General features: G+C 72.4%; 10 protein-coding genes. 6 read left to right on the top strand and 4 right to left on the bottom strand.

The window, feature by feature from the left end:
* Nucleotides 1-975: a glycosyltransferase family 2 protein gene (locus GC722_RS14695; RefSeq protein WP_197430185.1), complete on the bottom strand. Its 975-nt coding sequence runs from the start codon at nt 973-975 to the stop codon at nt 1-3.
* A 110-nt stretch (nt 976-1,085) separates the two neighbouring features.
* Between GC722_RS14695 and coaE the strand changes: the two genes are divergently transcribed.
* The 4 genes from coaE to uvrB all read left to right on the top strand — a co-directional run bounded on the left by coaE (nt 1,086) and on the right by uvrB (nt 6,169).
* Nucleotides 1,086-1,676 carry a dephospho-CoA kinase gene (gene coaE / locus GC722_RS14690; RefSeq protein ID WP_156611413.1) on the top strand — a complete coding sequence of 197 codons (591 nt, stop codon included), beginning with the start codon at nt 1,086-1,088 and terminating at the stop codon, nt 1,674-1,676.
* 103 nt (nt 1,677-1,779) lie between these two features.
* On the top strand, nt 1,780-3,030 hold the full coding sequence (locus tag GC722_RS14685) for a zinc-ribbon domain-containing protein (RefSeq protein WP_331714883.1): 1,251 nt from the start codon (nt 1,780-1,782) through the stop codon (nt 3,028-3,030).
* Nucleotides 3,027-4,034 carry a proline-rich domain-containing protein gene (locus tag GC722_RS14680; protein ID WP_156611411.1) on the top strand — a complete coding sequence of 336 codons (1,008 nt, stop codon included), beginning with the start codon at nt 3,027-3,029 and terminating at the stop codon, nt 4,032-4,034. The genes GC722_RS14685 and GC722_RS14680 overlap by 4 nt, the downstream gene beginning before the upstream one ends.
* Before the next feature lie 41 nt (nt 4,035-4,075).
* On the top strand, nt 4,076-6,169 hold the full coding sequence (gene uvrB / locus GC722_RS14675; RefSeq protein WP_156611409.1) for an excinuclease ABC subunit UvrB: 2,094 nt from the start codon (nt 4,076-4,078) through the stop codon (nt 6,167-6,169).
* A gap of 29 nt (nt 6,170-6,198) precedes the next feature.
* On the opposite strand, the gene GC722_RS14670 is transcribed toward uvrB, so the two are convergent.
* Nucleotides 6,199-8,580, bottom strand: a complete 2,382-nt coding sequence (locus GC722_RS14670) for an ATP-binding cassette domain-containing protein (protein ID WP_156611406.1) — start codon at nt 8,578-8,580, stop codon at nt 6,199-6,201.
* A 273-nt stretch (nt 8,581-8,853) separates the two neighbouring features.
* Between GC722_RS14670 and GC722_RS14665 the strand changes: the two genes are divergently transcribed.
* A complete protein-coding gene (locus GC722_RS14665) occupies nt 8,854-9,996 on the top strand; it encodes a TerC family protein (protein WP_156611405.1) in 1,143 nt (380 codons plus the stop codon).
* 24 nt (nt 9,997-10,020) lie between these two features.
* On the opposite strand, the gene GC722_RS14660 is transcribed toward GC722_RS14665, so the two are convergent.
* On the bottom strand, nt 10,021-10,689 hold the full coding sequence (locus GC722_RS14660) for an MBL fold metallo-hydrolase (RefSeq protein ID WP_156611404.1): 669 nt from the start codon (nt 10,687-10,689) through the stop codon (nt 10,021-10,023).
* A gap of 109 nt (nt 10,690-10,798) precedes the next feature.
* On the opposite strand from GC722_RS14660, the gene uvrA reads away from it, so the two are divergent.
* On the top strand, nt 10,799-13,906 hold the full coding sequence (gene uvrA / locus GC722_RS14655) for an excinuclease ABC subunit UvrA (protein WP_156611402.1): 3,108 nt from the start codon (nt 10,799-10,801) through the stop codon (nt 13,904-13,906).
* A gap of 15 nt (nt 13,907-13,921) precedes the next feature.
* On the opposite strand, the gene GC722_RS14650 is transcribed toward uvrA, so the two are convergent.
* The gene (locus tag GC722_RS14650) at nt 13,922-14,362 is read right to left on the bottom strand and encodes a Rieske (2Fe-2S) protein (protein WP_156611399.1); all 441 of its coding nucleotides are present in this window, start codon (nt 14,360-14,362) and stop codon (nt 13,922-13,924) included.
* Nucleotides 14,363-14,434 lie beyond the last annotated feature (72 nt).

Here is a 14,434-nt window from a genome sequence, read left to right as displayed (position 1 = left end):
TCAGCCGGCCGCGGCCACCTCCGCGAAGCGGCGGGCGGCGACCTCGCGGCCGCCGACGAAGGCCCTGCGGGAGAGCAGCCCACGGCAGAGCTGGAGCTGTCCCCGCAGGGTCTCGGCGTCCCGCCGGACGAGGGCCGGCACGCTGCGGGTGACCGCCCCGAGCACCATCAGCCACCGCAGCAGCAGCGACCAGCGGCGGTGGTAGCGGGTCAGGTACCAGGCGAAGGAGGCGCCCCGCAGCCGCAGCATCTCCGCGCTGGGCGCGCCCGAGCGGCCCGCGCCGTGGCTGACCGTGACGTCCTCCCGCAGCACGCACCGCCACCCCCGCCGCCGGGCCTCGCGGCCCAGGCTGACGTCCTCGGCGTAGACGTAGAAGCTCTCGTCGAAGCCGCCGAGCTCGCGGAAGACCCGGGCGCGGACCGCCATGCAGGCCCCGGTGACCCAGTCGACGTCCACGTGCTCACCCGCGGCGGGGCGGGCGAAGAGGCCACCCGTGGGCAGCCGGCGGTGCAGCCCGAGGGCGTGCACGAGCAGCCGGGGCACCGAGGGCTCCCAGCCGCCGACGCCAGCCTCGACGGCCCCCTCGGCGTCGGTCATCGTGGCGGCGTGGGCGAGCGCGGTCGGGTCCTCGGCCAGACCCCGGACCAGCGCCGCCAGGTCGTCGGCGGAGGGGCGGCAGTCGGGGTTGACGAACACCAGGTACTCCGCCTCCGACGCCCGTGCGCCGAGGTTGGCACCGCGGGCGAAGCCGACCCCGCCGCCGTCCAGGTAGCGGGTCCGGGGCCGGGCCTCCACCACGCCGCGCACCCCGTCCACGTCGGCGGAGTTGTCCACCACCGTCACCCGCAGCTCCTCGGGCCAGCTCCGCAGCAGCTCGGCCACGTGCTCCCGGCTGCGGAAGGACACCAGCACCACCTCGGCGGCGGCCAGCGTCCCCGCGGGGTGGGCGGGTGTCCTCGACGAGGGTGACGACACAGCGGCCCCTTCCACGACGTGCGGCACGTGATGTCCTCCGGCGCGTCCAGGCTAGGGGCTCACGCGGGCCGGTGAGGGCGTTTCGGGAGTTCCGCCCGTAGGGTTCGGGCATGCTGCGGATCGGGTTGACCGGGGCCATCGCCTCGGGCAAGAGCACGGCCGCGTCGGTCCTCGCCGAGCTGGGTGCCGTGGTGGTCGACGCCGACGTGCTGGCGCGCGAGGTCGTCGCCCCGGGGTCGGAGGGGCTGGCCGCGGTGCGCGAGCGCTTCGGCGACCCGGTGCTCCGGGAGGACGGCTCGCTCGACCGGCGTGCGCTGGGACGCATCGTCTTCTCCGACGCCGCGGCCCGGCGCGACCTGGAGGCGATCGTGCACCCCCGGGTGCGGGCGCTGGCCGCCCGGCGGGAGGCGGCGGCCGGTCCGGACGCCCGCGTCGTGCACGTCATCCCGCTGCTGGTCGAGACCGGGCAGCAGGACGACTTCGACGTGGTGGTGGTCGTCGACGTCGACCCCCAGACCCAGCTGCGGCGGCTGCAGCAGCGTGACGGGCTCAGCGGCGAGGAGGCCCGCGCCCGCGTGGCCGCCCAGGCCGACCGGGAGACGCGGCTGGGGGCGGCCGACGTCGTGTGGTCCAACGACGGCGACCCGGAACGGCTCCGCGAGCAGATCGTCTCCTGGTGGCAGCAGCCGTTACCGAATTGAGACCTTCCTCCCGGGTGGTCGTCCTGCCGCCGGGACCCGCGGATGCGCCACCCTTTCCCTGGCGGATCCGACCCTCCGCCGCCGCAGACCGAGGAGGTGCCGCGTGGTGTGCCCGCGCTGCCAGACCCAGCTACCTGCCGTCGCCCACTTCTGCCACCACTGCGGGAGCGACGTCCGCAGCACCGACGTGGCCCGGCGCAAGTCGTTCGCCGTCAAGCCCGACGAGCCGGTGGCGTCGTTCTCGCTGGTCTCGACGATCATGCCCCGCGGCGTGTCCGAGCACCCGCAGACCTACAAGCTGGCGCTGCTGATCTCGCTGACGCTCGCGCTGGTCACGGCCATCTTCGGCGCCCTGCCGCTGGCCGTGCTGATCGCGGCCTTCGCCATCCCGGTCGTCTACATCGTCTACCTCTACGACGTGAACCTCTGGGAGGACGAGCCGCTGCCCGTGGTGGCGCTGGCCTTCGGCCTCACCGGGCTGCTGTCGATCGCCTTCACCCTGGCCTGGACGCAGCTGCGTGGCGAGACCTTCCGGATCGGTGAGCTGGCCGGCGGGCTGGGCGGGCAGGCGCCCGGGCCCCAGGTGACCGACTTCTTGATCGCGGCCCTGCTGGTCCCGGTGGTGGGCGAGGCGCTGCGCCAGATCGGACCGCTGCTGCTGGCGCGCCGCCCCGAGTTCGACGACCTCATGGACGGGCTCACCTTCGGCATCGTCTCCGGTGTCGCCTACGCCTGCTTCGACACCGTGGTCAAGCACTGGGACCTGGTGACCGGGGGTTCGGCCGGGCTCGACGAGCCGGGCATGTGGGCCTCGCTGATCTTCCTCGAGGGCTTCGTCAAGCCCGTCGTGATGGGCACCGCCACCGGCATCGCCTGCGCCGAGTTCTCCGGGCTCGGCCGCGGCTACGACGGCTTCACCCCCCGCTACGTCCGCGGCCTGGCGGAGGCGGTGATCGCCAACGTCCTGTACGGCGCCGGCGTGTACCTGTTCAGCTTCCTGCCCGACCCGACCCTGGCCGTGCTGGTCAGCATCGTCTGGGGTCTGCTGATCGCCGCGGTGCTGGTGCTGCGGGTCCGCAACGTGCTGCACCACGGCCTGATGGAGGCCGCCCTCGAGGCGGAGGCCCGTGAGGTCGTGGGCGACGACGCGGAGCTGCACTTCTGCCGCCGCTGCGAGATGCCGCTGGCGCCGCACGCCGCCTTCTGCAACGCCTGCGGGATGGCGCTGCGGGTCCAGCACTCGCTGCACCCGGAGCGGCACGCCGTCCCGGCGGCGGCCGAGACCGCGCCGCGTCAGCCGGCGCCCGCCGAACCGGCCGGTGACGACAGCTTCTACGACCAGGAGGAGCGATGAGCCAGGGTCCCTGGGGCCAGAACCCGCCCCCGCCCGGCCAGCCGCAGGGCCAGCCCCAGCCGGGCGCGCCCCGGCCGGGGTACCCGCAGCAGGGGTACCCGCAGCAGGGGTCCCCGCAGGGCCATCCGCAGCAGGGCTACCCCCAGCAGGGGTACCCGCAGCAGGGACCGGCCCAGGGCTACCCGCAGCAGGGCTACCCGCAGGCCGGCGGCCAGCCGCCGCACGGGTACCCGCCGCAGGGGTACGGGCCCGGCTACCCGCCCGGCGGGCACGGCCCGGGGGGCGCCGGCCAGAGCCGCAGGTCACCCGCGCTGCTGATCGGCATCGTCGTCGCCGCTCTGGTGCTGGTGGGGGCGGTCGGCGGCATCATCTGGGCGCTGACCGGCAGCTCGACCCCCGCGCCGCCGACGCCGACGCCCACCGCGTCCGAGCCGGCCAGCCCCGAGCCCTCGCCCAGCGGCGAGCCCAGCCCCGAGCCGTCCCCGGAGCCCTCCGGAGAACCCAGCGAGGAGCCGTCGGAGGAGCCCAGCGAGGAGCCGGGCGGTGGCGGCGGCGCCGGTGAGGAGGTCGAGGTCGGCCACGGCGTCACGCTCACCCTGGCCGAGGGCTGGGAGGTCACCGAGAGCAGCAACGGGTTCGTCACCGTGGAGAACGGCTCGGAGATCTTCCTCGGCGAGACCGCCGAGGGGCTGCAGGGGGAGTCGGCGACCACGGTCCTCGCCTCCTACCACGAGTCGCTGGGCGAGACCTTCGCCGACATGGAGGTGCTGAGCGCGCCGGAGGACGCCGGCGTCGGCGGTGGCCTCGACTCGGCCGTGGGGGCGGTGATGCTGACCAGCTCGAGCGGGGCCGGCAGCTCCAAGATCATGCTGGTCTCGCTGCTGGCGATCAACGACGACGGCACCACGGCGGTCGGCTCGCTCGCCCTGGCCGACGACGCCAACCAGGAGCAGGCGCTGGAGGACTGGGGCGCGATGACGGTCTCCATGCTGGAGGACCTCTGAGCGACGCCGGAACTGTCGGCGGTCGGACGTAGTCTCGAGGTATGCGTCCGATCGCCGAGCTCCAGCGCCAGGTGGCCCCCTTCAAGGTCGAGAGCGACTTCGAACCCGCCGGCGACCAGCCGGCCGCCATCGCCGAGCTGGAGCGCCGGATCCGGGCCGGCGAGCAGGACGTCGTGCTGCTCGGCGCCACCGGTACCGGCAAGACCGCCACCGTGGCGTGGCTGGCCGAGCGGCTGCAGCGCCCGGTGCTGGTGATGCAGCCGAACAAGACCCTGGCGGCCCAGTTCACCAACGAGCTGCGCCACTTCTTCCCGAAGAACGCGGTCGAGTACTTCGTCTCCTACTACGACTACTACCAGCCCGAGGCCTACGTCCCGCAGACGGACACCTACATCGAGAAGGACTCCTCGCTCAACGAGGAGGTCGAGCGGCTGCGCCACTCGGCCACCAACTCGCTGCTCACCCGGCGCGACGTCATCGTGGTGGCCACGGTCTCGGCCATCTACGGCCTGGGCAGCGCCGAGGAGTACCTCAACCGGATGATCACCCTCCGGGTGGGCGACGAGATGGACCGCGACCTCCTGCTGCGCCGCCTGGTCGACATCCAGTACGCCCGCAACGACCTCGCCGGCACCCGTGGCACCTTCCGGGTCCGTGGCGACACCCTGGAGGTGTTCCCCAAGTACGAGGAGATGGCGGTCCGGGTCGAGTTCTTCGGCGACGAGATCGAGCGGCTCAGCACCATGCACCCGCTGACGGGGGAGGTGCTCTCCGAGGACGAGCAGGTCTTCCTGATGCCCGCCAGCCACTACGTCGCCGGCCCCGACCGGATGGAGGCGGCGATCCGGCGGATCGAGCACGAGCTGGAGCAGCGGCTGGCCGAGCTGGAGTCCCAGCAGAAGCTGCTGGAGGCCCAGCGGCTGCGGATGCGCACCACCTACGACATCGAGATGATGCGCCAGATCGGCACCTGCTCGGGCATCGAGAACTACTCCCAGCCCATCGACGGCCGCGAGCCCGGGTCACCGCCCAACTGCCTCCTCGACTACTTCCCCGAGGACTTCCTGCTGGTCATCGACGAGTCGCACGTCACCGTGCCGCAGATCGGCGGCATGTACGAGGGCGACATGTCCCGCAAGCGGACGCTGGTCGAGCACGGTTTCCGGCTGCCGTCGGCGATGGACAACCGCCCGCTGCGCTTCGAGGAGTTCGTCGAGCGGATCGGGCAGACGGTCTACCTCTCCGCCACCCCCGGCAACTACGAGCTGGCGCGCTCCGACGGCTTCGTCGAGCAGCTGATCCGGCCCACCGGGCTGGTCGACCCCGAGGTCGTCGTCAAGCCGACCCAGGGCCAGATCGACGACCTGATGGGCGAGATCAAGCTCCGCGCCGACCGTGACGAGCGGGTGCTGGTGACGACCCTGACCAAGAAGATGGCCGAGGACCTGACCGACTACCTGCTCGAGAACGGGGTCCGGACCCGCTACCTGCACTCCGAGGTGGACACCCTGCGCCGCGTCGAGCTGCTGCGCGAGCTGCGGATGGGCGAGTACGACGTGCTGGTCGGCATCAACCTGCTGCGTGAGGGCCTCGACCTGCCCGAGGTCTCGCTGGTGGCCATCCTGGACGCCGACAAGGAGGGCTTCCTGCGCAGCGACCGGTCGCTGATCCAGACCATCGGCCGCGCCGCCCGCAACGTGGCCGGGCAGGTGCACATGTACGCCGACAAGATCACCCCGTCGATGCAGTCGGCGATCGACGAGACGAACCGTCGCCGCGAGCTGCAGATCGCCTACAACCGCGAGCACGGGATCGACCCCCAGCCGCTGCGCAAGCGGATCGCCGACATCACCGACATGCTGGCCCGCGAGGACGCCGACACGGCCGAGGTGATGGCCCGGGCCGGCACCAGCCGCAAGCAGCAGCGCTCGCCCGTGCCGGTCGGCGAGGTCGGCACCCACAGCCGCGACCTGGCCCAGATGCCGGCCAGCGACCTGGCGGCGCTGGTGCAGGAGCTGACCACCCAGATGCACACCGCGGCCGGCGACCTGCAGTTCGAGGTCGCCGCCCGGCTCCGCGACGAGATCTCCGAGCTGAAGAAGGAGCTGCGCCAGATGATCGAGGCCCAGCGCTGAGCCGCGCCCGCCGCTGAGGTGGGGCCGGCTCAGCCGCCGACGTAGGCCGCCAGGTGCTCGCCGGTGAGGGTGGAGCGGGCGGCGACGAGGTCGGCGGGCGTCCCCTCGAACACGATCCGGCCGCCGTCGTGCCCGGCGCCCGGTCCGAGGTCGATGATCCAGTCGGCGTGCGCCATCACGGCCTGGTGGTGCTCCACCACCAGCACGGACTTGCCCGAGTCGACCAGCCGGTCCAGCAGGCCGAGCAGCTGCTCGACGTCGGCCAGGTGCAGACCCGTGGTGGGCTCGTCCAGCACGTAGACCCCGCCCGGCTCACCCATCCGGGTGGCCAGCTTGAGCCGCTGCCGCTCGCCGCCCGACAAGGTGGTGAGCGGCTGGCCCAGGCTGAGGTAGCCCAGCCCGACGTCGACGAGCCGGTGCAGCACGGCGTGCGCCGCCGGGGTCCGGGCCTCGCCGGCCCCGAAGAAGGCCTCCGCCTCGGTGACCGGCATCGCCAGCACCTCGCTGATGTCGCGCCCGCCCAGCCGGTGCTCGAGCACCGCCGGCTGGAACCGCTTGCCCTCGCAGTCCTCGCAGGTGGTGGCCACCCCGGCCATCATGCCCAGGTCGGTGTAGATCACCCCGGCGCCCTGGCAGGTGGGGCAGGCGCCCTCGGAGTTCGGGCTGAACAGCGCCGGCTTGACCCCGTTGGCCTTGGCGAAGGCCTTCCGGATGGGGTCCAGCATCCCCGTGTAGGTGGCGGGGTTGCTCCGCCTGGAGCCCTTGATCGCCGACTGGTCGACGACCACCACGCCGTCGCGGCCGGCCACCGAGCCGTGCACCAGCGAGCTCTTGCCCGAGCCCGCCACGCCCGTCACCACGCAGAGCACCCCCAGCGGGATGTCGACGTCGACGTCACGCAGGTTGTGGGTGCTGGCTCCGCGAACGGCCAGCGCCCCGGTCGGCGTCCGCACCGCCGGCTTCAGCCGGGCCCGGTCGTCCAGGTGGCGGCCGGTGAGCGTGCCGCTCGCCCGCAGTCCGGCCACGTCGCCCTCGTAGCAGATGGTGCCGCCGGCGCGCCCGGCCCCCGGGCCGAGGTCGACGACGTGGTCGGCGATCACGATGGTCTCGGGCTTGTGCTCCACCACGAGCACCGTGTTGCCCTTGTCCCGCAGCCGCAGCAGCAGGTCGTTCATCCGCTGGATGTCGTGCGGGTGCAGTCCGATGGTCGGCTCGTCGAAGACGTAGGTGACGTCGGTGAGGGAGGAGCCCAGGTGGCGGATCATCTTGGTCCGCTGCGCCTCGCCGCCGGAGAGCGTGCCCGCCGGCCGGTCCAGGCTCAGGTAGCCCAGACCGATGGCGGTGAAGGAGTCCAGCAGGTGCTGCAGGCCGGCGAGCAGCGGCGCCACCGAGGGCTCGTGCAGCCCGCGCACCCACTCGGCCAGGTCGCTGATCTGCAGGGCGCAGACGTCGGCGATGCTCCTGCCGGCGATCGTCGAGGAGCGGGCCTCGGGGCCCAGCCGGGTGCCGTCGCAGTCGGGGCAGGTGGTGAACGTCACCGCGCGCTCCACGAAGGCGCGGATGTGGGGCTGCAGCGAGTCGACGTCCTTGCTCAGGAAGGAGCGCTGGATGCTGGGCACCAGCCCCGAGTAGGTCAGGTTGATCCCGTCGACCTTGATCTTGGTCGGCTCCCGGTGCAGCAGGTCGTGCAGCTCCCGCTCGCCGTACTCGCGGATCGGCTTGTCGGGGTCGAAGTAGCCGCAGCCGCGGAAGATGCGGCCGTACCAGCCGTCCATGCTGTAGCCGGGGACCTTGAGCGCGCCCTCGTTCAGCGACAGCTGCTCGTCGTAGAGCGCCGACAGGTCGATGTCGGTGACCGAGCCCATGCCCTCGCAGCGCGGGCACATGCCGCCGAGCCGGTTGAAGGTCGCCTTCTCGGCCTTGGTCTTCCCGCCGCGCTCGACGGTGATGGCGCCGCTGGCGTGGACCGAGGGCACGTTGAAGGAGTAGGCGGCGGGCGGGCCGATCCGCGGCTCCGCCAGCCGGCTGAACAGGATGCGCAGCATGGCGTTGGCGTCGGTGGCGGTGCCCACGGTCGAGCGCGGGTTGGCGCCCATCCGCTCCTGGTCGACGATGATGGCGGTGGTCAGCCCGTCGAGCAGGTCGACGTCGGGGCGGGCCAGCGTCGGCATGAAGCCCTGCACGAAGGCGCTGTAGGTCTCGTTGATCAGCCGCTGGGACTCCGCGGCGATGGTCCCGAACACCAGCGAGCTCTTGCCCGACCCGGACACCCCGGTGAACACGGTCAGCCGGCGCTTCGGCAGCTCGATGCTGACGTCAGCCAGGTTGTTCTCGCGGGCGCCGTGCACCCGGATCAGGTCGTGGCGGTCGGCGGGGTGCCTCGTGGTGCCCGCCTCGGTGCTGGTGCTCATGGTCCTCCCGTCTCCGCGGACCAGGGTAGGGCCCGGCCGCCGCGCCGGGGAGCCCCGCGATGCGTGTCGTCCGGGCCCGCCCGCGATGCGCGCCCGGGGGGAGCGCTGCTGTAGTTTGGGGGTAGGAGGGGAGTATTCCTCGGCCTCGGCGTCGTCACCACGGTCAGCTCCCGCGCGTCGGGGCCCCCGGCGCCGTGGACCGGCGCCACGCAGGTGGCCCGGTGGAAGAGACCTCCGAGGCACCTCGACCTCCACCCGGAAGGCAATTCCTGCATGAACGTGCACCTCTACACCTGGGTCATCACCGCGGTGGTCCTGGTCGCCGTGCTGGCGATCGACATCCTCGTCATCGGACGGCGCCCCCACGAGCCGTCCATGAAGGAGGCCGGGCTCTTCGTCAGCATCTACGTGGCGCTGGCCGTGGCCTTCGGCATCGGGGTCTGGGTGGTCTCCGGGCACCAGTACGGCGCCGAGTTCTTCGCCGGCTGGCTCACCGAGTACAGCCTGTCGCTGGACAACCTGTTCATCTTCATCATCATCATGGCCTCGCTGAAGGTGCCCCGGCACCTGCAGCAGTTCGCGCTGATGGTCGGCATCGTGCTGGCCCTCGTCTTCCGCGCGATCTTCATCGCCGTGGGTGCGGTGGCCATCGAGCGGGTGTCCTGGATCTTCTACCTCTTCGGCGCCTTCCTGATCTACACCGCCGTCAAGCTGGTCATCGACTACAGCAAGCACGACGACGAGGAGGACGTCGACAACGCCCTGCTGCGCTTCGCCCGCAAGCGGCTGCCCTTCGTCGACGAGTACCACGGCACCAAGCTGGTCACCCACGCCGGCGGCCGCCGGGTGCTGACCTCGATGGCCCTGGTCATCCTGGCCCTGGGCAGCACCGACCTGCTGTTCGCCCTCGACTCGATCCCCGCGATCTACGGCCTGACCCAGGAGCCGTACCTGGTCTTCACCGCCAACGTCTTCGCGCTGATGGGTCTGCGCCAGCTGTACTTCCTGATCGGCGGCCTGCTCAAGCGGCTGGTCTACCTGTCGCTGGGGCTGTCGATCATCCTGGCCTTCATCGGCGTGAAGCTGGTGCTGCACGCCATGCACGAGTCCGGGCAGTACGCCGAGGCCCCGGTGGTCGGGCCCGCCATGGGCGCGGTCTACGACTGGGTGATCACCCTGCCGGCCGAGGGCGAGGTCCCGATCTGGCTGTCGCTGGCCGTCATCGTCGGCGTGCTGGTCGTCACCACCGTGGCCAGCCTGCTGAAGTCCCGCTACGACCGCAGCACCGCCGACGGGCAGTCCTCGCTGCAGCCCGAGGGCGACACCGACGGCACCACGATCACCGAGCAGGACGTGCTCGAGCCCCCGGCCACGCTGGAGGACGAGCGGCAGGGCGAGCGTCCGCGGCGCAACTGAGCCGACCCGCGTGCGGCGGCGGGGTCACCAGCCCCGCTGCCGCCACTCCTGCAGGTGCGGCCGCTCCCGGCCGATGGTGGTGTCGTCGCCGTGGCCTGGGTGCACCACCGTGTCGTCGGTGAAGTGGCGGAAGACCTTGTGCTCCAGGTGGTCCATCAGCTCCCGGAAGTCCTCCGGGCTCTCGGTGCGGCCGGGGCCGCCCGGGAAGAGGCTGTCGCCGGTGAAGAGGTGGTCTGGCCCGTCCTGGTAGCGGAGCCCCAGCACCACCGAGCCGGGGGTGTGCCCGGGCACCGTGAGGACGTCCAGCAGCCCCCGGCCCAGCGGCACCACGCCGCCGTCGCGCAGCGGCTGCTGCGAGGTCCCGGTGGCGGACTCGACGGCCAGCGCGTCCTCCGCGCCGCAGACCAGCCGTGCGCCGGTGGCAGCCGCCACCTCGGCCAGCGCGCCCAGGTGGTCCGCGTGGCGGTGCGTCGTGACGACCGTGGTGACCCGGCGGTCGCCGATCGTCTCCAGCAGCCGGTCGGGCTCCGCGGCGGCGTCGATCAGCACCGTCTCCCCGGCCACGGTGACCAGGTAGGCGTTGTTGTCCATCGGTCCCACCGACACCTTCACCAGCTCCACCCCCTCGGTGAGCACCAGCCGCAGCGGCGGGCCGCCGGGCTCCACGTGGTTGAGGGGCTCCTGCTCGCTCATCGGGGTCCTTCCGTCGGAGGGTGTCGCAGCCGGACGGGGTCAATGTAGACCGGCCCGTCCCGGCGGCGGTCCCGGCCGGGGCACGGAACTGTCGGAGGGGCCGCATAGCATGGTTCGAGTGAGTGACCGCCTCGTCCCCAGTGACCGTCTCGTCGTCCGCGGTGCCCGCGAGCACAACCTGCGCAACGTGTCCCTGGACCTGCCCCGGGACGCGATGATCGTGTTCACCGGGCTCTCCGGGTCGGGCAAGTCCAGCCTCGCCTTCGACACCATCTTCGCCGAGGGCCAGCGCCGCTACGTCGAGTCGCTGTCGGCCTACGCCCGCCAGTTCCTGGGGCAGATGGACAAGCCCGACGTCGACTTCATCGAGGGGCTCTCGCCCGCGGTCTCCATCGACCAGAAGTCCACCAGCCGGAACCCGCGGTCCACCGTCGGCACCATCACCGAGGTCTACGACTACCTGCGGCTGCTCTACGCCCGGGCCGGGCGCCCGCACTGCCCGGTCTGCGGCGAGCCGATCGCCCGGCAGTCCCCGCAGCAGATCGTCGACCGGCTGATGGCCCTGCCCGAGGGCACCCGGTTCCAGGTGCTGGCCCCCGTGGTCCGCGGCCGCAAGGGCGAGCACGTCGACCTCTTCCGCCAGCTGGCCACCCAGGGCTTCTCCCGGGTCCGGGTGGACGGCGAGGTGCACCAGCTGTCCACCCCGCCCACGCTGAACAAGCAGCAGAAGCACTCGGTGGACGTCATCGTCGACCGGCTGGCGGTCAAGCCCAGCGCCAAGCAGCGGCTGACCGACTCGGTCGAGACCGCGCTCGGGCTGGCCGCCGGGGTGGTCACGGTCGACTTCGTCGACCTGCCCGCCGACGACCCCGAGCGCGAGCGCCGCTACTCCGAGAAGATGGCCTGCCCCAACGAGCACGACATCAACATCGACGAGCTCGAGCCGCGCCAGTTCTCCTTCAACGCCCCCTGGGGCGCCTGCCCGGAGTGCTCCGGCATCGGCACCCGGATGGAGGTCGACCCCGAGCTGGTGGTCCCCAACGACGAGCTGAGCATCGAGGAGGGGGCGATCGCGCCGTGGCAGGGCGCCCACGTCGCCGACTACTTCCACCGGCTCATCCAGTCCCTCGCCGCCACCGAGGGCTTCGACACCTCCACCCCGTGGCGCGAGCTGCCCGCCTCGGCCGTGCAGCTGCTGCTGCTCGGCAAGGGCGAGCAGGTGCTGGTCAGCTACCGCAACCGCTACGGCCGCGAGCGTCGCTACAGCGCCAACTTCGAGGGCGTCATCCCCTACGTGCAGCGCCGCCACGCCGAGGCCGAGACCGACGCCTCGCGCGAGCGCTTCGCCGGCTACATGCGCGAGGTGCCGTGCCGGGCCTGCCGGGGGGCGCGGCTCAAGCCGTCCTCGCTGGCGGTCACCGTGGGCGGCAAGAACATCGCCGAGGTGGCCGACATGTCGATCGACCAGGCGGCCGCCTTCCTGGCCTCGCTGGAGCTCTCCCCGCGGGAGCGCCAGATCGCCGAGCGGGTGCTGAAGGAGATCAACGAGCGCCTCCGCTTCCTGCTGGACGTCGGCCTGGACTACCTGTCGCTGTCCCGCCCGGCGGGCAGCCTCTCCGGCGGCGAGGCGCAGCGGATCCGGCTGGCGACGCAGATCGGCTCCGGGCTGGTCGGCGTGCTGTACGTGCTCGACGAGCCGAGCATCGGGCTGCACCAGCGCGACAACCGCCGGCTCATCGACACCCTGATCCGGCTCCGCGACCTGGGCAACACCCTCATCGTCGTCGAGCACGACGAGGACACCATCCGGGCCTCGGACTGGGCGGTCGACATCGGTCCCGGCGCCGGCGAGCACGGCGGCCAGGTGGTGGTCTCGGGCACCGTCGAGGAGCTCTACGCCAGCGAGGAGTCGCTGACCGGGGCCTACCTGTCCGGCCGCCGCGAGATCGCGCTGCCCGCCGAGCGCCGCCCCCGCACCCCCGGCCGCGAGATCACCGTCCACCAGGCCAGCGAGAACAACCTGCGCGACGTCACCGTGTCCTTCCCGCTGGGCCAGCTCGTCACCGTCACCGGCGTCTCGGGGTCGGGCAAGTCCACGCTGGTGAACTCGATCCTGTACACCGCGCTGGCCAAGCGGATCTACAACGCCAAGGACGTCCCGGGGCGGCACCGGGCGATCACCGGGGCCGAGCACATCGACAAGATCATCCACGTCGACCAGTCGCCGATCGGCCGCACCCCGCGCTCGAACCCGGCCACCTACACCGGTGTCTTCGACAACATCCGCAAGCTCTTCGCCGACACCCCCGAGGCGAAGGTCCGCGGCTACCAGCAGGGCCGGTTCTCCTTCAACATCAAGGGCGGGCGCTGCGAGAACTGCGCCGGCGACGGCACCATCAAGATCGAGATGAACTTCCTGCCCGACGTGTACGTGCCCTGCGAGGTGTGCCACGGGGCCCGGTACAACCGGGAGACGCTGGAGGTCCACTACAAGGGCAGGACGATCGCCGAGGTCCTCGACATGCCGATCGAGGAGGCCCTGGAGTTCTTCGCCCCGATCCAGTCGATCGCCCGCCACCTGCGCACCCTGGTCGACGTCGGCCTGGGCTACGTCCGGCTGGGCCAGCCCGCACCCACCCTGTCGGGCGGGGAGGCGCAGCGGGTCAAGCTGGCCAGCGAGCTGCAGCGCCGCTCGACCGGCCGCACGCTCTACGTGCTCGACGAGCCGACCACCGGTCTGCACTTCGAGGACATCCGCCGGCTGCTGGGCGTGCTGGGCAAGCTGGTCGACGCGGGCAACTCGGTGATCGTCATCGAGCACAACCTCGACGTCATCAAGACCGCCGACTGGCTCATCGACATGGGCCCCGAGGGCGGTTCGCGCGGCGGCCAGGTGGTGGTCGAGGGGACCCCCGAGCAGGTGGCCGCCCACGAGGGCTCGCACACCGGGGCCTTCCTCAAGGAGATCCTGCACGGGCGCTCCGTGCCGGTGCGCGAGGCGCTGGTCGAGGTCGAGTCGGCCGCGGCCCAGCCCGCTCCCGGCCCGGCGGCGAAGAAGTCCGCCGCCCGCCGGTCGGGGCAGCAGGCCGGGAAGGGCGCGGCCAAGGCCCCGGCGAAGAAGACGACGCCGACGCAGAAGACCACGCCGACGCAGAAGGGCACGCCGGCCAAGACGGCGGCCAAGAAGACCGCCAGGGGGAAGACCGCCGCGGCCTGAGGGCCGCGGCGGGGGTCAGCCGACGGAGAGCTGGTCGCCCGAGCTGGTCACCGCCGCGCCCGCGAGCGGCTCCTCGGCCGGGCCCTGCAGCACCGACCCGTCCTCGATCGAGAAGGCCGAGCCGTGGCAGAAGCACACGATCTGCCCCTCGGCCACCTCGCCCACCGGGCAGCCCTGGTGGGTGCACACCTTCGAGAAGGCCCGGAACTCCCCGGGCCGCGGCTGGGTGACCACGTAGTCGGAGTCCTCGAGCACCACCCCGCCCCCCACCGGCACCTCCGCCGCGGGCAGCTGCACCGCCGCAGCCGTGCCGGACGCCGCCGGGGACGTGGCCGGTGCGGAGGGCTGCCGCTGCGACCCGGAGCAGCCCGACAGGGCGCCGCCGAGGGCCAGCGCGGCCACGCCGGTGCCCCGCAGCAGGGTGCGCCGGCTGCTCGCGAAGGCGGGGTGGGTCATCGTCGCTCCTCGGCTCGGGGATCTCCCCGGCGATCCTAGGCGTCCCCGCCACCGCCCCGCGGGTCGGGCGCG

Source organism: Auraticoccus cholistanensis (genome assembly GCF_009742705.1).
GTDB lineage: Bacteria > Actinomycetota > Actinomycetes > Propionibacteriales > Propionibacteriaceae > Auraticoccus > Auraticoccus cholistanensis.
Note: the sequence above shows the minus strand (reverse complement) of the source record. Positions and strands in the feature narration are given on the sequence as shown.